Annotated in this window: 19 protein-coding genes; 11 read left to right on the forward strand and 8 right to left on the reverse strand. The window is 74.1% G+C overall.

Going from position 1 to position 22388, the window contains the following annotated elements:
* Window positions 1–14 precede the first annotated feature (14 nt).
* The gene (locus tag AAC944_RS03630; protein WP_030606590.1) at window positions 15–206 is read right to left on the reverse strand and encodes a ferredoxin; all 192 of its coding nucleotides are present in this window, start codon (window positions 204–206) and stop codon (window positions 15–17) included.
* Between the two features lie 225 nt (window positions 207–431).
* Here AAC944_RS03630 and AAC944_RS03635 point away from each other — a divergent pair, with 225 nt between their 5' ends.
* The 5 genes from AAC944_RS03635 to AAC944_RS03655 all read left to right on the forward strand — a co-directional run bounded on the left by AAC944_RS03635 (window position 432) and on the right by AAC944_RS03655 (window position 6897).
* Window positions 432–893 carry a MarR family winged helix-turn-helix transcriptional regulator gene (locus AAC944_RS03635; RefSeq protein ID WP_051871251.1) on the forward strand — a complete coding sequence of 154 codons (462 nt, stop codon included), beginning with the start codon at window positions 432–434 and terminating at the stop codon, window positions 891–893.
* Window positions 894–968: 75 nt separating this feature from the next.
* A complete protein-coding gene (locus tag AAC944_RS03640) occupies window positions 969–1688 on the forward strand; it encodes a hypothetical protein (protein ID WP_107054038.1) in 720 nt (239 codons plus the stop codon).
* Entirely contained in the window at window positions 1685–2233 is a 549-nt protein-coding gene (locus AAC944_RS03645) for an RDD family protein (protein WP_063759844.1), read from the forward strand. Before AAC944_RS03640 ends, AAC944_RS03645 begins: the two co-directional genes overlap by 4 nt.
* Before the next feature lie 229 nt (window positions 2234–2462).
* The gene (locus tag AAC944_RS03650; protein WP_051871250.1) at window positions 2463–4655 is read left to right on the forward strand and encodes a winged helix-turn-helix domain-containing protein; all 2193 of its coding nucleotides are present in this window, start codon (window positions 2463–2465) and stop codon (window positions 4653–4655) included.
* A 283-nt stretch (window positions 4656–4938) separates the two neighbouring features.
* Window positions 4939–6897 (forward strand): SpoIIE family protein phosphatase, encoded by a 1959-nt coding sequence (locus AAC944_RS03655; protein ID WP_078888205.1) that lies wholly within the window; start codon window positions 4939–4941, stop codon window positions 6895–6897.
* Window positions 6898–6962: 65 nt separating this feature from the next.
* Here AAC944_RS03655 and AAC944_RS03660 read toward each other — a convergent pair whose 3' ends face one another.
* Window positions 6963–7232, reverse strand: a complete 270-nt coding sequence (locus AAC944_RS03660) for a hypothetical protein (protein WP_051871249.1) — start codon at window positions 7230–7232, stop codon at window positions 6963–6965.
* A 341-nt stretch (window positions 7233–7573) separates the two neighbouring features.
* On the opposite strand from AAC944_RS03660, the gene AAC944_RS03665 reads away from it, so the two are divergent.
* From AAC944_RS03665 to AAC944_RS03675, 3 genes are read left to right on the forward strand one after another with little or no spacing between them, the layout of a single operon-like run.
* Window positions 7574–8284 (forward strand): GntR family transcriptional regulator, encoded by a 711-nt coding sequence (locus tag AAC944_RS03665; RefSeq protein ID WP_030606571.1) that lies wholly within the window; start codon window positions 7574–7576, stop codon window positions 8282–8284.
* Window positions 8281–9312 (forward strand): ROK family protein, encoded by a 1032-nt coding sequence (locus AAC944_RS03670; RefSeq protein WP_078888204.1) that lies wholly within the window; start codon window positions 8281–8283, stop codon window positions 9310–9312. The genes AAC944_RS03665 and AAC944_RS03670 overlap by 4 nt, the downstream gene beginning before the upstream one ends.
* A 41-nt stretch (window positions 9313–9353) precedes the next feature.
* Window positions 9354–10100 carry an N-acetylmannosamine-6-phosphate 2-epimerase gene (locus AAC944_RS03675; protein ID WP_078888281.1) on the forward strand — a complete coding sequence of 249 codons (747 nt, stop codon included), beginning with the start codon at window positions 9354–9356 and terminating at the stop codon, window positions 10098–10100.
* A gap of 24 nt (window positions 10101–10124) precedes the next feature.
* Here the strand turns inward: AAC944_RS03675 and AAC944_RS03680 are convergent, their stop codons facing one another.
* The 4 genes from AAC944_RS03680 to AAC944_RS03695 form a co-directional block, all read right to left on the reverse strand.
* Window positions 10125–12218: a xanthine dehydrogenase family protein molybdopterin-binding subunit gene (locus AAC944_RS03680; protein WP_030606563.1), complete on the reverse strand. Its 2094-nt coding sequence runs from the start codon at window positions 12216–12218 to the stop codon at window positions 10125–10127.
* A complete protein-coding gene (locus AAC944_RS03685) occupies window positions 12215–13216 on the reverse strand; it encodes an FAD binding domain-containing protein (protein ID WP_030606561.1) in 1002 nt (333 codons plus the stop codon). The genes AAC944_RS03680 and AAC944_RS03685 overlap by 4 nt, the downstream gene beginning before the upstream one ends.
* Window positions 13213–13755, reverse strand: coding sequence for a 2Fe-2S iron-sulfur cluster-binding protein (locus AAC944_RS03690; RefSeq protein ID WP_030606559.1), 543 nt, complete (start codon window positions 13753–13755; stop codon window positions 13213–13215). Before AAC944_RS03690 ends, AAC944_RS03685 begins: the two co-directional genes overlap by 4 nt.
* Before the next feature lie 125 nt (window positions 13756–13880).
* Window positions 13881–14417 carry a Dps family protein gene (locus AAC944_RS03695; RefSeq protein ID WP_051871353.1) on the reverse strand — a complete coding sequence of 179 codons (537 nt, stop codon included), beginning with the start codon at window positions 14415–14417 and terminating at the stop codon, window positions 13881–13883.
* A 295-nt stretch (window positions 14418–14712) separates the two neighbouring features.
* Between AAC944_RS03695 and AAC944_RS03700 the strand changes: the two genes are divergently transcribed.
* The gene (locus tag AAC944_RS03700) at window positions 14713–16050 is read left to right on the forward strand and encodes a PP2C family protein-serine/threonine phosphatase (protein ID WP_078888203.1); all 1338 of its coding nucleotides are present in this window, start codon (window positions 14713–14715) and stop codon (window positions 16048–16050) included.
* Between the two features lie 15 nt (window positions 16051–16065).
* On the opposite strand, the gene AAC944_RS03705 is transcribed toward AAC944_RS03700, so the two are convergent.
* A complete protein-coding gene (locus tag AAC944_RS03705; RefSeq protein WP_030606553.1) occupies window positions 16066–16800 on the reverse strand; it encodes an alpha/beta fold hydrolase in 735 nt (244 codons plus the stop codon).
* A gap of 259 nt (window positions 16801–17059) precedes the next feature.
* Between AAC944_RS03705 and AAC944_RS03710 the strand changes: the two genes are divergently transcribed.
* Window positions 17060–20080, forward strand: coding sequence for an AfsR/SARP family transcriptional regulator (locus tag AAC944_RS03710; RefSeq protein ID WP_368396833.1), 3021 nt, complete (start codon window positions 17060–17062; stop codon window positions 20078–20080).
* 39 nt (window positions 20081–20119) lie between these two features.
* Here AAC944_RS03710 and AAC944_RS03715 read toward each other — a convergent pair whose 3' ends face one another.
* Window positions 20120–20296, reverse strand: coding sequence for a hypothetical protein (locus AAC944_RS03715; RefSeq protein ID WP_196942668.1), 177 nt, complete (start codon window positions 20294–20296; stop codon window positions 20120–20122).
* Between the two features lie 201 nt (window positions 20297–20497).
* Here AAC944_RS03715 and AAC944_RS03720 point away from each other — a divergent pair, with 201 nt between their 5' ends.
* Window positions 20498–22378, forward strand: a complete 1881-nt coding sequence (locus AAC944_RS03720; RefSeq protein WP_368396834.1) for an AfsR/SARP family transcriptional regulator — start codon at window positions 20498–20500, stop codon at window positions 22376–22378.
* The last annotated feature ends 10 nt before the right edge of the window (window positions 22379–22388 follow it).

The following is a 22388-nucleotide window of genomic DNA, read 5'->3' on the forward strand; positions in this document are numbered from 1 at the left end:
GTGGTGACGGTGGGTCAGGCGAGCGTGATGGCTGCCGCGGGGCAGATCTGCGCCGCCTCCGTGACGGCCGCGTGCTCCCGCGCGGGCGGTTCGGCGTCCAGCAGGACCACGATGCCGTCCTCGTCCCGCTGGTCGAACACCTCGGGCGCCGCCAGCACACACTGCCCGGCCCCGCAGCACTTGTCCTCGTCGATGGTGATGCGCACGGCTTCTCCTTGCGGATGCGGAACGGAAGTTGACGCTTTCTCGGAACAGGCATTGCCTGCGCATTACTTAACAAAAGTAACTACGCGCCGCAGACGGTAACACCGAGATCACCGCGCCGGAATCCCCTCGTCCACGCCGGTACATGCAAAGGGCACGTTTTCCGCCAGTCCGCTCCGCGCTCCCCGCGCTGCCCACCCGCTCCCCTTCTGCGACATGATCAGGGCGTGGCACACACCGACTCCCCCGACCGGGAACCGATAACCGACCTGCACTCCGCCCTCTCCGGCCTGGCCTACGTAATGGCCGGAAACCGCACACACAAGCGGCTCCGCTCGGAGTCCGGAGTGGCGGTCGACCGCGGCTCCCTCGCCCTGCTGCGGGCGCTCGCGGCGGCCCCCTCGCCGCTGCGGATGGGCGAACTCGCGGAGGCGCTGCTGGTCCGGGCCCCGCACGTGACGCGCGAGGTCCGGCGCCTGGAGGACCAGGGCCTCGTGCGGACCACCCCCGAGCCCGGGGACCAGCGGGTACGCCGCGCCGAGGTCACCGGCCAGGGCCGGGACGTCGTCCTGCGTGCCGAGGCGACCGGGCGCCAGTGGCTCTCCGACGCGCTGGAGGGCTTCTCCGAGGAGGAACTCCGCATCACCGCCGCGGTGATCGACCGGATCGTGGACGTGTACCGCAGCTGACCGCCCGCACGCGGCCGCTGCCGGTCACCCGTGGCGGAGGAGGCGCGGCCCCCGGTGGCGTGCTGCGATGCCGGAGTGGACGCGCATGTCGGGGCAGCGGTGGGGCGGCGTACGGTGCGGAGCGCGGCGAGGCCCGCCGTCCGGGCCGTCGGCTGGGGCCTGGCCGCGGCACGACGGCTCGTACCGTCCGGCGTACGGCAGTTGGCGGACGCGGTCCGGGATCGCCTCCGCTCCTCCGTCCGGTCGGCCCTGCGGTCGGCGGTCCGTGCCGCGGCCGGCGCCGTGCTCGACCAGCTGGACCTGGACGCGGTGCTGTCCCGGGTGGACCTCGACGCGGCGGTCGCGCGGGTCGACGTGAACGCGGTGGTGAACCGGGTCGATGTGGACGCCGTGGTCGCGCGGGTGGACGTGGATGCCGTGGTGGGCCGGGTGGACGTCGACGCCGTGGTCGCGCGGGTGGATGTCGGGCGCGTCGCCGAGCGGGTCGACGTCGACCGGGTGGCGGACCGGGTCGACGTACGCAGGATCGCCGACCGCGTGGACATCGACGCGGTGCTGGACCGGATCGACCTGGTGGCCCTCGTCGAGCAGGTGCTCAAGGAGATCGACATCGGCCGGATCGTGCGGGAGACCGGCGGCGGGATGGCCGAGGAGACGGTCGACGCGTTCCGCTTCCAGGCCATGCGCGCCGACCGGCTGGTGAACCGTGCCGCCGGCCGGCTGCTGCGCAGGGGCGACGTCACGGGCCCGGCTCTCCCTCCGGGCCCGGCGCCCGCGCCCCCGGAAGCACCGTGACGGAGCCCGCCCGGCAGTACGGCCCGGCCACGGGACAAGGGCAGGCCGCGGGGCTCGTCTCCCGTACCCTCGCGGCGGTCGTCGACGTGCTCGTCGTCCTCGCCGTCGGGCTCGCGGCGCTGCTGGCCGCCGGGGCCGTGCGGTTCATGGTGGCCGGGCCGCCGTTCGCGCTGCCGCACCTGCCGCCCAGGACCAGTTCCGCGTGCGGCGCCGTACTCGCCGTCGGCTACCTCGCGGGGAGCTGGCTGACGGCCGGCCGTACCGCCGGGGACCGGCTGATGGGGCTCCGGGTGACCGGCCGGTCGGGACGCCCGCTGGGGCCCGGCCGGGCCCTGCTGCGGGCGGTGCTCTGCGTGGCCTTCCCCTGGGGCCTGCTCTGGATACCCGTCAGCCGGTACGGCAGGTCGCTCCAGGACCTGGCCGTGGCGAGCGTGGTCGTCCACGACTGGCACCGCGGGCCGCCGGGCCGGCACTCACCCGTTCCGGGTGACGACCGGCGGCGTGGACGGCGGCTCAACGGGCCGCGAAATCCACCGGATCCGTAGGTCCGTACCTCGCTCACGAGGGACCGTGAGGAGGAGCTGATCTCCGCTCTTCAAGGGAGGTGAGTTTCCGCTCTTCAGGGGAGGTGAGCGGCGCACCGGGGACGAGGGTCGCCACCGCACCGCCGAGGCGGGGCCACTGCACCGGGGGGAGATGGTCCCGTACCGGCTGCCACCCCTCCCGTAGGAGCGGCAGACTCGTCGGACACGCTCCGAGAGCGAGGTGCCGGCGATGGGCTGCTCCGCGGAACGGACGCCACTGCGGTCCGGCGTGGGACGGGACCCGCTCCCCGGCCCGGCCGGCCGGTCCGTGCCGCGTCCCCGGCTCGTGGCACGGCTGTCCGCCGGAGTGCTCGGGCCGCTGACCGTACTCGTCGGCCCTCCCGGCTCCGGGAAGACGGCCCTGCTCAGGGAGTGGGCGCTGACGGGCGGTGCGCCGGGCCCGGTGGCCTGGGTGACGTGCGACGGCGGCGCGCCCGGCAACGGTGCGTACGGCAGTGGCGCCGAGCCGCCGGGCCTCTTCTGGCACCGGGTGGCACGCGCGCTGAGCGCGGCCGGCGTCGCGGTACCGGACCGGGACGGCACCGCGGCGCCGGGCACCGGCCCGGTGCCCGGCCGCCCGCAGGACTGCCTCCTGCCGGTGGCCCGGCTCGCCGAGGGACTGGCGGCGCGCGGTGCGCCGGTGGTGCTCGTGCTGGACGGCTTCCCCACGGAGGCCGGTTCGCCGTGCGCCGCCGGGGTGCTGTCGCTGCTCGCCCACGCCGGGCCGGCGCTGCGGCTGGTGGTGGCGGCGCGCGGGGACCCGCCGCTCCACCTGCACCGGCACCGCCTCGCCGGTGGCCTCACCGAACTCCGTACCGGCGCGCTGGCCTTCGACGACCAGGAGGCGACGGCACTGCTGGCACTGCACGGCACCGCGCTCCCCCGCCGCGCCGTGGCGTCGCTGACGCGGCGTACGGAGGGCTGGGCGGCGGGATTGTCCCTCGCCGCCCGGGCCATGGCGCGGCAGCCCGACCCGGAACGGTACGCGGCGCAGTTCTCCGGCGCCGACGAGGAGGTCGTCGGCTACGTCGTGGAGGAGGTGCTGGACGGCCGGCCGGCCCAGGTGCGCCGCCTGCTGCTGACGACGAGCGTCCTGGACCGGGTGAACGCCGCGCTGGCCGACGCGGTCGCGGGCGGCCGGGCAGGGCGGCACTTCACCGCGCTGGTACGGGAGAACGCGTTCCTGGAGGCGAGCGGGCAGGGCTGGTACCGGTACCACCGCACGATCGGCGAGGCGCTGCGCAAGCGGCTGGACGAGGAGCGCCCGGGGCGCGCCGCCGGACCGCACCGCCGGGCGGCGGCCTGGCTGGGCGACCACGGGCTGCTGGCGGACGCGGTACGGCACGCGCTCGCCGCCGACGACCGCCCGTACGCGCACCGGCTGATCGTCCACCACCTCGCCATCGGCCAGGTGCTGGGGCTGACCGCCGGCCGGCTGCCCCGCGGCCTGCTGGCCGCCACCGCCCGGCCGCCCGTCACCGGACCTCTCACACCTGCGGACGACAGCACCGAGACGGCGCTCGTCACCGCGGCGAGCGCCCTGGCGGACGGTGACGTACCGGCCTGCGCCGCGGCCCTGGCGCACGCGGCGGGCGCGCTCGCCGGACCTGCCACGGACGGCCCGGCGGCGAACGGGACTTCCCTCGGCGGCCCGGCGGCCGACGGTGACCGGATGCTGCGGAACCGGCTGGCGTACGCGGTCATCCGTACGCAGCTGGAGCGGTACCGGGACCCCGCAGCGGCCCCGGCGGCGGCGGACGACGCGCGACGACTCCTCGCGCTCCTTCCCCGCGAAGCGCTCGCGGACCGGCCCGAACTGCGGGCGCTGGTCTCGCTGGTGCGCGGCAGCGCCGAGCTGCGGCGCGGCCGGCCGGCGGCCGCGGAGAGCGCCCTGACGGCGGGGCTCAAGGCGGCCGGTGCCGCGGGGAACGGGGCGCTGCGCCGGGACTGCCTCATCGAACTCGCCCTGCTGGCGGCGGTACGCGGACGCTTCCGTGCCGCCGCCGAGCTCGCCGCGACCGCACAGCGGCCCCCGCTGCCCGTCTGCTCCCCCGCTGACCACTCGCACGCCGCGCTGCAAGCGGTACGTGCCTGGACCGGCCTGGCCGGCGCCGGGCCGCCGGCGGCCCGCAACGGGCTGCCGCGAGGCGGTGACGAGGACCGCGCCCGGGAGCCGGCCGTGGCGCTCAGCAGGCGTGAGCTGGACGTCCTGGCCCACCTGGCACGCACCCTGACGACGGAGGAGATCGCCGCCGAACTCCAGCTGTCCGCCAACACCGTCAAGACGCACCTGAAGAGCGTCTACCGCAAGCTCTGCGTCACCCGCCGCTCGGCCGCGGTCCGCCGCGCCCGCGAACTGGGGCTGTTACCGCCTCAGCCGTGAGCCTCGGCGGAAGCCCGGGCGGGAGGCCCGGGCGGCCTCCTCGCGGATCGCTTCTGATGTGTCCGATGAACTCAATATGCGCGTGATCTTCCTCGGCGTTACAGCAAGCGGTCTCTTGCGAACCGAAGCGGCCAATTCCAGGCAGGTACGAGAAGGTGACGCCTGATGTGCTGCAATATCCGGCATCTCAGCAGGTGTTGGACGGCGCGCACGCGATGACAGACGGGGACCGTGATCTCGCTGCCTCGGTGCGAATGCGTCATGTGAAGCGAGGCACCAATTGATGTCAATCGAAGCCCTGCGGGGCGCCGGGGGCCGGCACGAGCTGTTCCAAGGACTCGTGGAGTCCTCGCAGGACGCGATCCTCGTGAAGACCGTCGACGGGGAGATCACCTTCTGGAACGACGCCGCACAGCGCCTGTACGGGTACACCCCCGGCGAAGCCGTCGGCAGCCACGTCGGCATGCTCGTACCCCCCGACCTCAAGGACGAGGAAACCGGTCTCCTGGAGCGCATCGCCCGCGGCGAGTGCGTCGAGCACCACGAGACCCGCCGCACCACCCACGACGGCCGCGTCCTGGACATCGACGTCTCCCTGTGGCCCATCCGCAGCCGGGACGGCACCATCACCGCGGCCTGCTCCGTCATGCGTGACATCACCGACCGCAAAAGAGCCGAGGCACGGGTCGACGAGCTGGCGGTGGTGGTCGAGTCCTCGCAGGACGCGATCCTCATCAAGTCGCTCGACGGAGAGATCACCTTCTGGAACGCGGCCGCGCAACGCCTGTACGGGTACACCCCCGACGAAGCCGTCGGCAGCCACGTCGGCATGCTCGTACCCCCCGACCTCAAGGACGAGGAAGCCGACCTCCTGGACGGCATCGCCCGCGGCGTGCGGATCGAGCACTACGAGACCCGCCGCACCACACGCGACGGCCGCGTCCTGGACATCGACGTGACCCTGTGGCCCATCCGCAGCCGGGACGGCGCCATCACCGCGGCCTGCTCCGTCATGCGTGACATCACCGGACGCAAGGAAGCCGAAGCACAGCTCGCCGAGCTGTACGCGCAGCAGCGCCACATCTCCCTGGCGCTGAACCTCATGGGGGCCTCCAAGCAGATCCCCGGGGCCCAGGCGGCCAGCCGCTATCTGCCCTCGACACACGGGCAGGGCGTCGGCGGGGACTGGCTGGACCTGATCGACCTGGGCGCCGGCCGGGTCGGGGTCTTCGTCGGGGACGTGATGGGGCGCGGCCTGGACGCGGCCGTCGTCATGGGGCAGCTGCGCTCCGCTGCCCGCGCCCTCGCCCTGGCCGGGCTCCCGCCGTGGGAACTGATGCGGTGCCTGGACGCGTTCACCCATGACCTGCCCGAACAGTTCGTCACCTGCGTCTACCTGGAGGCCGATCCCGCACAGGGCGAGGTGACCGTGTGCTCGGCCGGTCATCTGCCGGTCCTCCTCATCGAACCGGACGCAGTGGTCAGCGAACTGCCGGTGCCGACCGGCATCCCGCTGGGCGTGGGCGGTGTGCCGCACGAGCAGGTCCGTCTCCCGCTCCGGGCCGGCACGACCCTGGCCTTGTACACCGACGGCCTGGTGGAGACCTCCGACAGCGACATCGACCGCCGGCTGGAGCTGGTGGCCGGCACGCTGGAGGAGGTGTTCGCCACCGCCGACGGGCTGGAGGACGCCGCCGACCGCGTGCTGAACACCCTCCTGCCGGACACCGCCGCGTACGCCGACGACGTGACCCTGCTGCTCGTCAGCTTCCCCACGGCCCCGCTGGACACCGCGGAGACGGAGCTGGCCGGCGAGGCGTTCTCGGTACCGGCCGGGCGGCGGTTCCTGAGTCAGCGTCTGCGCGAGTGGGGGCTCGCCGAACTGGCCGACACCGCACTCCTGCTGGCTTCCGAACTGCTGACCAACGGGGTCCGGCACGCGCAGGGCCCGCTCACCCTGCGGGTCTGGCACAGCGTGCGTGAGCTGGGCGTGGAGATCACCGACGGCAGCACGCCCCGGCCGCGCGCCCGCCTGGCGGAGGGCATGGCGGAGAACGGCCGCGGCCTGCTCCTGGTCGAGGCGCTCGCGGATGCCTGGGGCACCCGGCCCACCACCCACGGCAAGACGGTGTGGTTCACCCTGCTCACGGCCGCGGCCCGGGACGGCGCATCCGGCCCCGGCGGGACACCCGGACCGGCCCCGCAGACCGGGAGCGCGGCCACCGCCGCCGGAGCTGTGTAGCCGCGCACGCGGAAGCGGAAAGGGCGGGCCGGAGAACCGGCCCGCCCCTTCGGCTTCGGTGCGTGTCAGCGGGTGTAGCGCATCAGGGTGCGGACCATGTGGCAGGTGGTGTCGGACGGGCGGTGAATGCCGACGAGCGCGGCGGTGTCGCGGATGAGCCGGTTCGGCGCGCGGTCCGGCGTGTGCACACCGGAGTCGAGCAGCGCGATGGCCAGACGCATGGCCTTGAGCCGGCGGTTGTGGGCGATGTACCACTCGCGGGGCCGGCCGGCGGGCAGCGGCTTCTTGGCGAGCGGGGCGTACGGCAGGTCGAACAGAGCGGACGTCGGAGTCATTGCGGCAGCCGTCACAGGGTCCCTCCTGTCGTGGTCGAGAGCCCCGGACCCCCCGTGAGCTCTCTCGAACACTGCTTCTATATTACCCCGTCACACTGACAAAAGCTGCTGGCCAGAGGGGATTTGTGACCCTCCGGAGGCCCTTCGGGAAAGCCTCGGACCCTTGCGGTCCGCCGCTCCGCGGCACGGCGCCCGTACCGAGTGCCGCCATCGCGCTTTCCCTTCACTCAGTCCAGAGATTGGCAGGTACCAATCCGACTCCAGCCTTGGCTTTCCCGAGCTCTCCCGTCATAATCCCGGTATTGGTTGGTACCAATCACAACGACCTTGGATGGTGAAGCGTGGCCCGACAGGCCAAGCACGAGGAACTACGGCTGGCGCTGCTGGCCGAGACGGCCGGGGCTCCCCCGCACACCCCGCTTCCCACGGAACGGGAGATCGCCACGGACCACGGCGTCTCGCGCAACACCGTCCGGCAGGCACTGGACGCGCTGGAGGCGGCGGGCAGCGTCTACCGGGTCCAGGGCGCGGGCACGTTCGTCGCGCCGCCCGTCGTCTCCAAGTCGCTCACCCTCACCTCGTTCTCCGAGGACATGCGCGCCCGTGACCTCGCACCGGCCTCGCGGCTGCTGGCGGCCGGGACGGTACGGGCCGGCCGGCAGATCGCCGAGCGGCTCGGCGTGGCCCCCGACTCCGACGTCGTACGCGTCTCCCGGCTGCGGCTGGCGGACGGCTCCCCCATGTGCCTGGAGAACGTGCACTTCCCGGCCGACCGGGTCCCCGGCCTCGTCGACGAGGACCTGACCGGTTCGCTCTACGCCCTGCTCGACGAGCGCTACGGGCTGGACATCCGCTCGGCCGACCAGATCGTCCGCGCCGTCGACCTCGACGAGACCGAGTCGGCCCTGCTGGATGTCCCGCTGGGCAGTTCGGGGCTGCGGGTGCAGCGGGTCGGCCTGGACCGCCGCGACTCCCCCGTCGAGGCGACCACCACGATCTACCGCGCCGACCGCTACGACATCCGCTTCACCGTCCGCAGGGCGCAGCCGTGACGGCCGTACGGGCGCCGCGACCGCGGCACGCGGCGGAGTCCGGGCCCGCCTCCGCATCGCCGCGCCCGCTGCTCGGCGTCGACGTGGGCGGCACGAAGATCGCCGCCGGGGTCGTCTCCCCCGAGGGGACGCTGCTGGCCTCGGTCGTCCGGCCCACGCCCGCCGCACAGGGCCGGACGGCCGTACTGGACGCCATCGCGGCGGCCGTCCGCGAACTGCCTGGCCGGGAAGGCGCGGTGGGCCTCGGCATCGGTACGGGAGGCGTCGTCGACCGCGACCAAGGGGTCGTACTGTCCGCCAACGCGCTGCTTTCCGGCTGGGCGGGCACCCGGCTGAGCGAGGAGCTGGGCGACCGGCTCGGACTGCCGGTGACCGCCGACAACGACGCGAACGTCTTCGCGCTGGCCGAGCAGACCTACGGCGCCGGTGCGGGCTGCGCGTCCGCGCTGTACGTGAGCGTGGGCACGGGCATCGGCGGCGGACTGGTCAGCGGGGGCCGGCTGCTGCGCGGCGCGCACTGGACGGCGGGCGAGTTCGGCCACCTCGCGGTGCCCGAGGCCGCCGGGCGGCCCTGCAACTGCGGGCGCGCGGGGCATCTGGAAGCCGTCGCGTCCGGGCCCGCGATCACCGCCCGCTTCCGCGAGCTGAGCGGAGACGAGGACGTACACGACCTGCGGAGGGTCGCGGCGCTGGCGGAGCCGGACGCCGGGCCGACCGGTGCCGGTACGGAAGCGGCGCGTGCCGCCCTCGCGGAGGGCGCGGGCGCGCTGGGCCGCGCCCTGGCCGGGCTGGTCAACACCCTGGACCCGGAGCGGGTCGTGGTCGGCGGCGGTGTCGCCTCGATCGGCGCGCCGTTCTGGGAGCCGCTGACCGAGGCGTTCGCCGCGGAGCTGCTGCCGGGGCCCGCCGGCCTCCGGCCCGTACCGGCGGCGCTCGGCCCGCGCGCCGCGGTGGTCGGCGCGGCGGCGCTGCTGCTGGAGGACGGCCCCGTGGACGTCCCGGTACGGCGACCGGAGAACGGCCGATGAACCACCGCACGGACCCGACGAAGGACGACGAGGGACAGCGCATGACCGAGACCGCATCCGGCACCGAGCACGGCCGGGACACCCGCCGGACCGCACTGCCCGCCGACCGCGCCCGCGAGCTGCTGGACGGGCTGCGCGGCCGGCTGGTGGTCTCCTGTCAGGCGCCGCCCGGCGATCCGCTGCGGGCCCCGGAGCACATGGCCGCGATGGCCGCCTCGGTGACCGCGGGCGCGCCGGTGGCGGGCGTCCGGGTACAGGGCGTGGCCGACATCGAGACCGTACGGGCCGTGGTGGACCTGCCGATCGTCGGATTGTGGAAGGACGGCGCGGAGGGCGTATACATCACGCCGACGGCCGACCACGCGCGGGCCGTCGCCGAGGCCGGGGCCGAGATCGTCGCCGTGGACGCCACGGACCGGCCGCGGCCGGACGGACGGCCGCTGCGCGAGACGGTCGAGGCGGTGCACGCGCTGGGCAGGCTGCTGATGGCCGATGTCTCCACCGTGGCGGAGGGGGTGGCGGCCGCCGCGCTCGGCGCCGACCTCGTCTCCACCACCCTCTCCGGCTACACGCCGTACAGCCGCCGGCAGCCGGGCCCGGATTTGGAGCTGGTCGCCGAGCTGGCCGGGCGCCTGGATGTGCCCGTCTTCGCCGAGGGGCGGCTGCACACCCCGGAGCAGGCGGCGGCCGCGATCGAGGCGGGTGCGTGGGGCGTCGTGGTGGGCGGCGCCATCACCGCGCCGGCCGCCATAGCGTCCCGTTTCGCCGCCGCCCTGCCACAACGCTGACAGCGCATCAGGTACCGGGCACCGTCACAGCTGCGGCAGCAGTGCGTCCGGGGTGACCGGCAGCGCGCGGACGCGAACGCCCGTGGCGTGGTGGACGGCGTTGGTGACGGCGGCCGCGGTGCCGACGATGCCGATCTCACCGATGCCCTTGGAGCCCATCGGGTTCAGGTGCGGGTCCTCCTCGTCGAGCCAGTGCACGTCCAGGACCGGGACGTCGGCGCAGACCGGCACGTGGTACATGGCCAGGTCGCGTTCCGCGTAGTCGCCGAACTCCCGGTCCATCGTGCTGTGTTCCGTCAGCGCCATGCCGAGGCCCATCGTCATGCCGCCGATGAACTGCGAGCGCGCTGTACGCGGGTTCAGGATGCGGCCGGCGGCGAAGACACCGAGCAGCCGCCGTACCCGCGTCTCGCCGGTCGCGGTGTCCACCTGCACCTCGCAGAACTGGGCGCCGTACGCGTGCCGCGCGTACTCCTTGCCCCGCTCGGCGTCCTCGGTGGTGTCGGCGGTGACCGTCAGGCCGCCCGCCGGTACCTCGCTGTGCTCCGCCAGCTTCCGCCGCAGCCCCTCGCACGCCTTGTGCACGGCGGAGCCCCACGAGGAGGTGCCGGACGAGCCGCCCGCCACCGGAGCTTCGGGCAGATCGCTGTTGCCCACCTGGATCCGGACCCGGTCCAGGGGCATCCGCAGCGCGTCGGCGGCGATCTGGGCCAGGACGGTCCGGGCGCCGGTGCCGATGTCGGTGGCGTTCACCCGTACGTCGATCCGCCCGTCGGCGCGGGCGTGCGCCTCGGCCCGGCACGGCGCGACCATGACCGGGTACGTCGAGGCGGCCACACCGGTGCCGAGCAGCAGCCGGCCGTCGCGGCGCTTCCCGGGGGCCGGGTCGCGGTGCTGCCAGCCGAAGCGGCGGGCGCCCTCGCGCAGGCACTCCACGAGGTGGCGGCTGCTGTACGGGCGGCCGGAGTCCGGCTCCCGGTCGGGCTCGTTGCGTACCCGCAGCTCGACGGGGTCCAGACCGCAGGCGAGGGCGAGTTCGTCCATGGCCGATTCCAGCGCGTACATGCCGGGGCACTCGCCGGGCGCCCGCATCCATGACGGGGTCGGGACGTCCAGCCGGGTCACCCGGTGGGTGGTGCGGCTGTGCGGCGAGACGTACATCGTCCGGCTGGGGGCCGCGGCCTGCTCGACGAACTCCTGGACGGTGGAGGACTGGGTGAGGATCTCGTGCGCGAGCGCCTGGATGCGGCCGTCGCGGTCGGCGCCCAGGCGCAGGCGCTGGATCGTGGGCGCGCGGTGCCCGGTGACGGACTCCAGCAGCTGCCGCGGCAGGGCGAGGGTCACCGGACGGCCCGTCACGCGGGCCGCCATGGCGGCGAGTACCGCCTGCGGGCGCGGTGTGCCCTTGGAGCCGAAACCGCCCCCGACGTGCTCACTGGTGACCCGCACCTGGTCCGGGCCGAGTCCGAAGAGCTGCGCCAGCATCTGCTGGACGGTGGAGGAGCCCTGGCTGGAGTCGTACAGGCACAGCCGGCGCTCGCCCTCCCACCAGGCCGTGGCGGCGTGCGGCTCCATCGGGTGGTTGTGCAGCGGCGGCGTCTCGTACACGGCGTCGTGCTGGACGGCCGCCCCGGCGTACGCGGTGTCGAAGTCGCCGCGTTCCCGGTCGGCGGGGTGGCCGCCGTTGGCGGTCTCGGGGGCGTAGAGGCCCGGGTGGTCGGGGCCGAGGAGGACGTCGTGCGGCTCCGAGGTGTAGTCCAGGTGGACGGCGGCGGCCGCGGCGCGGGCCGCCTCCAGGGAGGTGGCGACCGCGAGGGCGACGATCTGGCCGCGGTGCGCGACGCGCGGCGACTGCAGGACGGCGAGCGTCGGGTCGTCACCCTCTTCGAGGCGGGGCGCGTTCTCGTGGGTGAGCACGGTGAGGACGGCCGGGTCGGCGAGCGCGGTGCCGGTGTCCACGCCGGTGATCTCGCCGCGGGCGATCGTGGCAGGCACCGCCCAGGCGTACAGGCCGTCGGGATGTCCGTGGTCGGCGGCGTACCGCGCCGTGCCGGTGACCTTCTCGCGGCCCTCCAGCCGTGCGGTGTCCGCGCCCAGGGTCCGGGGCAGGGTCGTCATCGCGCACCTCCCGCGTGGTCGCCTGTCAGGTCCGTCAGCAGGGCGACGGCCAGCCGGCGGGCCAGGGGGATCTTGTAGCCGTTGTCGCGGAGCGGCTCGGCGGCCGCCAGTTCCTGGTCCACGGCCCGGCCGAAGGACTCCTCGGTGGCGGGCCGGCCGAGCAGCGCCTCTTCGGCGGCCCGGGCCCGCCAGGGCTTGGCCGCCAGCGCGCCGAACGCGAGCCGCACGTGCTCCACGGTGCCGTCCGTGACCCGCAGGTCGGCGGCGGCCGAGGCGAGCGCGAAGGCGTACGACGCGCGCTCCCGGGCCTTGCGGTAGGCCGAGCGGGCGCCTTGGGCCGGCGGCGGCAGCTCGACGGCCGTGATCAGCTCGCCGTGTTCCAGCACGGTGTCGCGGTCCGGTGCGTCGCCCGGCAGCCGGTGCAGTTCGGCCACCGGCAGCGTCCGCGTACCTTCCACCGACACGCAGTGCACCCGCGCGTCGAGCGCCGCCAGCGCCACCGCCATGTCCGACGGGTGCGTGGCCACGCAGTGCTGGGAGGCGCCGAGGACCGCGAGGTCCCGGTGGACGCCGCTGCGCGCGGGGCAGCCTGAGCCGGGCCGCCGTTTGTTGCACGGCTTGCCGACGTCCTGGAAGTACGTGCAGCGGGTGCGCTGGAGCAGGTTGCCGCCGATCGTGGCGAGGTTGCGGAGCTGCGGCGAGGCGCCGGCCAGCAGCGCCTGGGACAGCGCCGGGTAGCGCTCGCGGACGACGGGGTGCACGGCGAGGGTGCTGTTGCGTACGGTGGCGCCGACCCGCAGGCCCCCGTCGTCCGTGCCGGCGATCTCGTCGAACGGCAGCCGGCTCACGTCGACCAGCATCTCGGGCACCTCGACCCCGAGCTTCATCAGGTCCACCAGGTTCGTGCCGCCGCCGAGGAAGGCCGCGCGCGGCTCCCGGGAGAGCAGGTCCACGGCCGCGGCGGGATCGGTGGCCGTCTCGTACCGGAAGGGTTTCACCGCGCCGCCTCCTGTACCGCGTCGATGATGTTCACGTACGCGCCGCAGCGGCAGATGTTGCCGCTCATCCGCTCCCGGACCTCGCCGCCGGTCAGCTCCACCGGTCCGTCCGGTGCGCCGTCCGGCGTCACCGCACTGGGCCAGCCCGCCTCGGCCTCGGCGATCGCGCCGACGCCCGAGCAGATCTGGCCGGGGGTGCAGAAGCCGCACTGGTAACCGTCGTGCGCGAGGAACGCCTCCTGGAGCGGATGCAGCGCGTCGCCGTCGGCCAGGCCCTCGACGGTCGTGACCTCGGCGCCGTCGGCGGCCACCGCGAGCAGCAGGCAGGAGTTGACCCGCCGGCCGTCCAGCAGGACCGTGCAGGCCCCGCACTGGCCGTGGTCGCAGCCCTTCTTGGCGCCGGTCAGCCGCAGGTCCTCGCGGAGCAGGTCGAGGAGTGAGGTGCGGTTGTCGACCGTGCGCTCCTGGCGTTCACCGTTGATGTGCAGGGTGAGCGCGGTGGTGGTGTCCGCGCCGCCCGTACCCTCCGTGCGTCTCATGGAGTCACCAGTGCCCCTGAACGCAGCACCCGAAAACGGACAAACCAGCCGCACACCTCACTCGGACCAACCGGCGGACCACCGGCCCTGGCCACCGCCGCTGAGCGTGGCGCACGCGGTGGGCCTCAGGGCTGCTGCCGGGCCTGCCGGCCCGCCGCCTGCGCCGCTTGCGCCTCGCTGGTCCGGCCGGCGGTGCTGAGCTTCCCGCCGGAGTTCTCCAGGTGGGCCCGGATGAACCACTGGAACAGCTCCAGGCTGCGCAGCTGCTCGATCAGCATGTCCTGGGTGATCGGGTCGGGCTCGTCGGTGGCGCGCACCGCCGCGCGGTGGTCCTCGATGACGCCGGTGTAGACCACGTCCAGCGCGCCCAGGTGCTCGATCGACTCGGCCCGCCCGATGGCGTAGTCCTCCCAGGTGCGCTCGGCGACCAGGGCGCCGGGGGTACCGGCGGGCTCGCCGCCGAGCGTCGAGATGCGCTCGGCGGTGGTGTCGATCATGTCGCGTACGGCGTCCACCTGCGGGTCGAGCATTTCGTGTACGGCGATGAAGTGCGGGCCGACCACGTTCCAGTGCACGTGCTTGAGGGTGAGCGCCAGGTCGTTGAGCGCATGCAGCCGCATCCGGAGCAGCTGGACGACCTCCGAGCCTTCGGAGGTGCTCATGCCCGGAACCGTGTAGGCGAGCTTCGGGTCGGCTTTCGAGGCCACGGCACTGTCTCCTTCGACGGTCTTCGCCGGTCCGGCGGGGCCGGCGCGGGTGCGGGCCCGGCGGCGCGCCGGGCGTGCGCCACAGCCGTACCACCGGGCGTCACACGGCAAACGCCCGGTATCTCCCGTTGTACCGGCCTCCTCCCGTTACGGCACCCGCAGGGTGTTACGGAGGTACCGGCGGCGGGTACTGCGTGCACACAGGGACCGCCATGGGGCCGCTGTGTCCCCACACCGAGGAGGGCCCCGTATGAGCACTGCGGCCGCCCGGCGGAGCCTACTGGCCGACCTCATCGCCGCCAGCCACCTGATCACGCTGGAGCAGCTACCGGGCCTGGTCGCCGAGCACGCGGCGCGGGCGGGCTGGCCGGACGTGCTGATCTACCTCGCCGACCTCCAGCAGGACATGCTCCACCTGCTGACCGAACGGGGCCCGGACTCCGGGTACGGCCCGCCCCGCCAGGACGACCGGGACCGGCCGTCCGAGCTCCGGGTGGACGGGACGCTCGCAGGCCGCGCCTTCCAGCTCGGCACGGTGGTGCCCGCCTGTGCGACCGGTGGCGACCAGTGGTGGGTACCGCTGGTGAACGGCACGGAGCGGATGGGCGTCCTGCGGATCGAGGCGCCCGACGACCCGGCCCTCATGGCCGACCTGCGCAACCTCGCGGGCCTCATCGGACTGATGCTGGTCAGCAAGCGCGGTACGAGCGACTCCTACTCCCGGCTGGTGCGCCGCCGGGAGATGAACGTGGCCGCCGAGATGGAGTGGCGGCTGATGCCCCCGCGGACGTTCGCCACCGACCGGGTGCTGATCAGCGCCGTCATGGAGCCGGCCTACGAGGTCAGCGGCGACGTCTTCGACTACGGCGTGGCCGGGGACACCGTCCACCTGGGCGTCTTCGACGCGATGGGCCACGACACGGCCGCCGGGCTGACCGCCAACCTCGCGCTCGCCGCCTGCCGCAACCACCGCCGCCAGCACTCGGGCATGCTGCGGACCGCGGCGGCCGTGGAGGAGGCGCTCGCCGCGCAGTTCGACGGCAGCCGCTTCGCCACCGGCGTCCTGGCCGACCTGGACCTCACCACGGGTGTGCTGAGCTGGACGAGCTGCGGCCACCCCGCGCCGGTCATCATCCGCGGCGGCCGCACGGCGCTCTCCCTGGACTGCCCGCCGGGTCCGCCGCTCGGCACCGGCCTGGGGCTGTCCCCCTCGCTCTGCCACGACCAGCTGGAGCCCGGCGACCGGCTGCTGCTCCACACCGACGGCATCACCGAGGCCCGCAACCCCGAGGGCGAGGAGTTCGGGCTCGCCCGCTTCACCGACTTCCTCATCCGCCGGCACTCGGACGGCCTGCCGCTCCCGGAGACGCTGCGCCGCCTGATCCGGCACCACCTGGACTACCACCACGGCCGGCTGAACGACGACGCCACGGTCCTGCTGGTGGAGTGGCACGGCCCCACGCCGTACCACCGCAGCCAGGTGGAGGCCCTGGTGGGCCTCCCCGGTCACACGGCCCCGCCGGTCCTCCAGGACATGTGGACGGCGGACGCCCGCGACCGGGGCCGAGAGCCCGGGCCGTCTGCCTGAACCGGGCAGCCGGGGTCAGGAGACGGCCGTGTCGAGGGCCTTCGCGAGCTCGGCGGGGGCCGACAGCATGGGCCAGTGCCCCGTGGCCAGGTCGACCCGCCGCCACGGCGGCCGGCCGAGGTACGCCAGCATGGGGACGCCCGCGTCCAGCAGGGCCTTGAACTCGTTGCAGGCGATGAGGACGCGGTCCACCTCGGGGGCGGGTCCGACCGGCGCCGTGAGGGGCTGCTCGTACGTGCGGAACGGCTGTGGTGTGGCACGGCTGCGCATCAGCTCGCGCCGGTCCTCGGTGAGTCCGTCGAGATCTCCCACCTGGCCGAGCGCGTCGATCGCCGGCATCGGGAGCCGCCACCCGTCCCCCTCCGCTGCGACCTGCTCGCGCAGTATCTCCGCCTCGGCCTCCGACATGAGGTCGAGCATCCGCATGCCCTCGGCGAACGGGGCGCTGTCGACGTAGACGACGCGCGCCAGCCGCGTACCCAGGCGCCCGGCGGCACCGGTGGCGGGGGCCGCCGCGTAACTGTGCGCCACGAGTGTGACGTCGCGCAGGTCATGCTCCTCGACGAAGGTGACGATGTCGTCGACGTGGGTGTCCAGGCCCGTCTCCGGGGTCGCCTGACCGGCCCGCTCACCGAGCCCGGTCAGTGCCGTCGCCAGCACGGTGTGACCGCGCTCGCGCAGCTCGCGGGCAGTGTCTTCCCATGCCCAGGCGCCCAGCCAGGCGCCGGGTACCAGCACGAACGTGGCCATCTGTTCTCTCCCTGTCGCAGACAACGGGGAAACAGTAGGGCAAATGGCAGGCGGTGCCCGGCGTAAAATACCGGGAGGACTATTTCGCGCTCCGGCCGCCGACGGCCTCACCGACCGTGACGAAAACGCGCGTCACGCCTCCGCCCGCACGGTCCGCGCACACGAACGGTTGACCACCCTCTGACCATCCCTTTGCTGTAGCGTTACCGCCTGCCAAGTCGGCACTTAGGGGGATCTCTTGAACCGGTTCGTCTTCAGAGTGCTGGGCCCACTCACCGTGCAGACCGACGAGGGTCCCCTGCGGATACACGGACGCCGTCAGTCCGTCGTCCTCGCGATGCTCCTGCTCTCGGCCGACCGGGTCGTCTCCGTCGACACCCTCGTGGACGCCGTCTGGCCCGACTCCCCGCCGACCACGGCCCGCAACCAGATCGCGATCTGCGTGGCGACGCTGCGCAAGACCTTCAAACAGGCCGGCGTGGACGACCTGCTGGTCACCCACTCCCCGGGTTATCTGCTGGCAAGCGGCGAACACCGCATCGACGTCACCGAGTTCCTGGAGAAGGCCGAGCGGGGCCGGGACGCCGCCCGGCACGGCCGGACCGAGGAAGCCTGCGCCCTGCTGGAGGAGGCCCTGAACCAATGGCGCGGGCCCGCGCTCGACGAACTGGGCGGCGAGCGGATCGAGGTGGAGGCCGTACGCCTGGAGCAGATACGGCTGGACCTGACCGAGGAACGGGCCGGGCTCATGCTGGAGCTCGGCCGTCATCGCGTACTGACCGGGGAACTCACCGAACTGGTCAAGCTGCACCCGCTGCGCGAGCAGTCGCGCGAGCACCTGATGCTGGCGCTGTACCGCTCGGGGCAGCGCGCCGAGGCGCTGGACGTCTTCCGCCAGGGCCGGCAGCTGCTCATCAAGGAGCTCGGCATCGAACCCGGTCCCGGGCTGCGGCAGTTGCACGACCTGATCCTCAAGGACTCCCCCGAGCTGACCCGGCCGCCCACCGTGGGCACGATGTCACCGGCCCCGGTGCGGACCGTCCCCGCGCAGCTGCCCGCCGACATCATGGGATTCACCGGCCGCCAGGCGGAGATGGCCGCGCTGGACCGGCTGCTGAAGGAGCCGCACCGCCTGCACGCACCGGCCGTCGCGACCATCGCCGGCGCCGGCGGGGTGGGCAAGACCGCGCTGGCCGTGCACTGGGCCAGCCAGGTCGCCGACCGCTTCCCGGACGGCCAGCTCTTCGCCGACCTCCGCGGCTACGACGAGGAGCACGCGCCCGTCTCCCCCACGGTCGTACTCGACCGGTTCCTGCGCGCCCTCGGGATGCCGGCGCCGCAGATACCGGCGGAGCCGGACGAGCGGGCCGCGCTGTTCCGCAGCATCCTCAGCACCCGCCGGACACTCCTCGTCCTGGACAACGTTCGCTCCTTCGCCCAGCTCAGGCCGCTGCTGCCCGGGGGCGGCCAGAGCGTGGTGCTGGCCACGAGCCGGGAGACGCTGGACGACCTCACCGGCGACTACACCGCGCTGCGCATCCGGTTGCGGGTGCTCGCCCCGGCCGAGGCCACCACCCTGCTGACGAAGATCGCCGGCGCCGAACGGTTCGGCAGCGACCCGGTGGCCGTCGAACAGCTCGGCGCGCTGTGCGACCGTCTGCCGCTGGCGTTGCGGATCGCCGGCGCCCGGCTCGCCGCCAAGCCAGGGCTGAGCGTACGAAGCCTGGTCGACCGGCTGCGGGACCAGCGAAGACGGCTGGACATCCTGAGCCCCGGCGAGGGCGGGGTGCGGGCCGGCTTCCGGCTGACCTACCGCGACCTGCGGCCGGAGGCGGCGCTGATGTACCGCAGGCTCGGCCTGCTGCGTACCGCCGACTTCGCGGCCTGGGCCGGCGCCGCCGTACTGGAGACGGACGTCTGGCACGCGGAGGAGCTGATGGACCAGCTCGTCGACGCCCAGCTGCTGGAGGTCTCCGACGCCGGTCCCGGCCGGCCCGCCCGCTACCGCTTCCAGGACCTGCTGCGGCTGTTCGCGCGGGAACGCGCGGAGGCCGACGAGCCGCCGGCGGAGTGCGACGCCGCGCTGGAGCGCGCCTTCGCCGCCTGGCTCTGGCTCGCGGAGGAGGCGCACCGGCGGCTGGACGGGCGGGCCTACCCCGTCGGCCGCGCCGGAGTGCCCGCGCCCGCCCACCTGGCGGAGTCGGCCGACGAACTGCTGGCCACGCCCTCGGACTGGTTCGAGTCCGAGCGCGCGACGATCCCGGACGTCGTCGCGCACGCGGCGGAGACCGACCGGGCCCGGTACGCGTGGGCGCTGGCCGAGAGCGCCGTACCGCACTTCGAGACCCGCAACTACCTGGAGGAATGGCAGCGCTGCGCCGAACTGTCCCTCGCGTCGGCGCGGCGCACCGGGGACCGGCGGGGCGAGGCCACCATGCTGCGGCTGCTGGGGTCGCTGGCGATCTACCAGCGGCGGTACGAGCAGGGCGAGGGCTGGAACGTCGCGGCGCTGCGGCTGCTGCGCGCCACCGGGGACGTGCGGGGCGTCGCCCTGGCCCAGCGCAATCTGGCCATGTGCGCGCGGTTCCAGGGGGACTGGGACCGGGCGCTGGAGTACTGCCGGGCGGCCCTGGAAGGCTTCCACGAGGCGGGTGACACCGGGAACGAGGCCCATCTGCTCGGCTTCCTCGCCCAGATCGAGCTCGACCGGGGGCAGGTGGAACCCGCGCTGCCGCTGGCGGTGGAGGCCGTGGCGCTGAGCCGGCGCACCGGGTCCGTACGCGCCGAGTCGCAGAGCGTCTACCGCCTGGCCGAGGTCCGGCTGCTGGCCGGTGAGCTGGCGGAGGCCGCGGTGTCGTTCCGTGAGGTGCTCCAGCTCACGCGCAAGGAGGGCGACCGGGTCGGCGAGGCCCACGCGCTGCGCGGGCTGGGCCAGACGCAGTGGAGCCAGGGCCTGCTGGCAGCGGCGGGGGAGACGCTGCAGCAGGCCCTGGAGATCACGAAGGAGCTGGCCGACCGGTTCCTGTACGCACGGGTGGAGACCGACCTCGGCTGTGTGGCGGCGCTCGACGGCCGGGACGAGGCGGCGGAGCGGTTCGGGCGGGCCCACGCCGCGTTCGGCGAAGTGGGGGCCCAGCTCTGGCGGGCGCGGGCGGCACGGCTGCTCGCCGCGGTGCGCGGCGACGGCGGCGAGTGCGGCGGAGTGGGCGGCGACGGTGCGCCGCAACGTTCGTTCACGGCTGATCAGTTGACGCTGCTGCTGGCGCACGCGCCGGACTGACCGCCGGACCGGCCGGTCACCCGGCAGGCGTGGCGGGGCTCAGCCCCACGGCATGTCGTCCTCTCCGCTGCCGGTGGCGTGCGGCCCCACGGGCTGGACGATGCCCCACGGCATGTCCTCGCCGCCGGCGACGACGGCCGACTGCGCCAGGGCCTGCGGTCCGCCGGCCACCCCCAGAAAGAGCCCTGTGAGCACGACCAGGCAGCTCGTTCTCACGCTCTTCGCCGTACGAGACCTGCGCATCGGAATTCCCCTCCCGGTGGACCGTCGGCACCGCTGCTGCGGCACGACCGGAACAGTAGGGATGGCTCGTTTTGAACCCTTGTTGTTCCTGTTTCGTGCGCGGGAGACCCCGTGAAATCGCCACGATATCGAGAGAACAGCGGGATCGACCAGCATCGTCCGGAGATTCTTGCTGTGCATCACGAACGGGGGCTGAACATGGAATTCCGGGTGCTCGGGCCGGTCGAAGTACGCCGCGACGGCCGCAGGATCCCGCTCTCCGGAGCGAAGCTGCACACGGTCCTCGCGGCGCTTCTCCTCGCCCGCGAAGAGGTCGTCTCCGACGAGCGGCTCAGCCAGCTGCTGTGGGGCTGGGCCCCGCCGGCGACCATGAGCGCGCAGATCTACACGTACGTTTCGCGGCTGCGGAAAATACTCGGCGACGAGGTGCGCATCGACCGCCGGCCGCCCGGATATGCCATGTCCGCCGGACATTCCACGGTGGACGCGACGGAATTCGAAAGACTGGAGCAGGGCGGCCGGGCGGCACTTCTCGAAGGCGACTTCGAAAGAGCGGGTGATCTGCTGCGCGCCGCCCTGAAGCAGTGGAACGGCTTTCCCTTCGCCAATGCCACCGAGTACCTCGCCGACGCCGAGGCCCCGCGCCTGATGGAGGCCCGGGTGGCGGCCCTGGAGCACCGGATCACGGCCGATCTCGCGCTCGGCAGGCACGAGCAGATCACCATGGAGCTCGCCGGTCTGGTCGCCGAGTTCCCGCTGCGTGAGCGCATCCGCAGCCAGCTCATGACCGCCCTGTACCGCTCCGGGCGGCAGGCCGACGCCATCCACCTCTTCCACCACGGCCGCGAGGTGCTCGCCGAGGAGCTCGGCGTGGACCCCGGCGAGGAGCTGCAGGCCACGTACCAGGCGCTGCTCGACGGCACGCTCGACCGGCAGCCGCCCGCCGCGGCCGCGCCACGGGACGGCCGGCCGGTGCCGGAGGCCGCCCGGCGGCACGGCGTACCGGCGATGCTGCCCCCGGACACCGCCGACTTCACCGGCCGGGAGCACGAGCTGGACCTGGTGTGCCGGGCGCTCGCGCCGGACGACGGCACCGCTGACCGCCCCCGCCGCGTCCTGGTCACCGGGATGGCGGGCCTCGGCAAGACCGCGCTCGCCGTGCACGCGGCCCACCGCTGCCACCGGGAGTTCCCGGACGGCCAGCTGTTCGCGGACCTGCGGGCCCCCGACGGCTCCCCGCAGCACCCCGGCCGGGTGCTGCGGCATCTGCTGCGCGCGCTCGACGCGCCGGACGACGGGGCCGGCGCCGACGATCTGGACGAACTGGTCCGCCGCTACCGCGCGCTGACCCGGGGCAGACGGCTGCTGATCCTGCTCGACAACGCGTCCGGCGCCGCCCAGCTCGGACCGCTGCTGCCCAACTCCCCCGAGCCGACCGTACTGATCACCGGCCGTACCGCGCTGCCCTCGGTGGGCGGCGCACACACCGTCGCCCTGGACCCCCTGGATTCCCGGTCCGCGCTGGAACTGCTCGCCTCGGCCGCCGGGCCCGACCGGCTGGCGGCGGCGCCCGGCGCGGCGGCCGCGATCGTGGAGCACTGCGCCGGCCTGCCGCTGGCGCTGCGGATCGCCGGCATCCGCATCGCCGCCCGGCCGCACTACGCGCCGGACCGGCTGGCCCGGCGCCTCGCGGACCCCGCCGCCCGGCTGCGCGAGCTGCACTCGGGCGAACTGGACGTGCACACCGCGCTGCAGGCGTCCTGGCGAGTGCTGGAGACCGAGGTGCGGGAGGCCTTCCCCGCGCTCGCCGCGCTGGGCTCCGAGCCGTTCCCCGCGCGGGAGGCCGCCCGCTCGCTGGCGGTGCCGGAGGCGGACGCCGAACGGCTGCTGGAAGCGCTCGCCGACGCGGCACTGCTGGAGGTCAGCGGCGCCGACGAGTGGGGGCAGCCCTGCTACCTGTTCCACCCCCTGGTGCGGCTGTTCGCCCTCTCGCTGCCGGACCGGCCGACGCCCCCGGTGCGGATGCCCGCCTCCCGGCACGTAACCGGCGGCTAACCGGCGGCTC

This window comes from Streptomyces sclerotialus (assembly GCF_040907265.1).
Classification (GTDB): domain Bacteria; phylum Actinomycetota; class Actinomycetes; order Streptomycetales; family Streptomycetaceae; genus Streptomyces; species Streptomyces sclerotialus.

Bases quoted from the DNA above. Each gene is read 5' to 3' on its own strand.
- AAC944_RS03705 (WP_030606553.1), bottom strand. From the start codon at position 16,800: ATGGCCACGTTCGTGCTGGTACCCGGCGCCTGGCTGGGCGCCTGGGCA.
- AAC944_RS03650 (WP_051871250.1), top strand. From the start codon at position 2,463: ATGGGCTGCTCCGCGGAACGGACGCCACTGCGGTCCGGCGTGGGACGG.
- AAC944_RS03700 (WP_078888203.1), top strand. From the start codon at position 14,713: ATGAGCACTGCGGCCGCCCGGCGGAGCCTACTGGCCGACCTCATCGCC.
- AAC944_RS03690 (WP_030606559.1), bottom strand. From the start codon at position 13,755: ATGAGACGCACGGAGGGTACGGGCGGCGCGGACACCACCACCGCGCTC.
- AAC944_RS03660 (WP_051871249.1), bottom strand. From the start codon at position 7,232: ATGACTCCGACGTCCGCTCTGTTCGACCTGCCGTACGCCCCGCTCGCC.
- AAC944_RS03680 (WP_030606563.1), bottom strand. From the start codon at position 12,218: ATGACGACCCTGCCCCGGACCCTGGGCGCGGACACCGCACGGCTGGAG.
- AAC944_RS03695 (WP_051871353.1), bottom strand. From the start codon at position 14,417: ATGAGCACCTCCGAAGGCTCGGAGGTCGTCCAGCTGCTCCGGATGCGG.
- AAC944_RS03655 (WP_078888205.1), top strand. From the start codon at position 4,939: ATGTCAATCGAAGCCCTGCGGGGCGCCGGGGGCCGGCACGAGCTGTTC.
- AAC944_RS03675 (WP_078888281.1), top strand. From the start codon at position 9,354: ATGACCGAGACCGCATCCGGCACCGAGCACGGCCGGGACACCCGCCGG.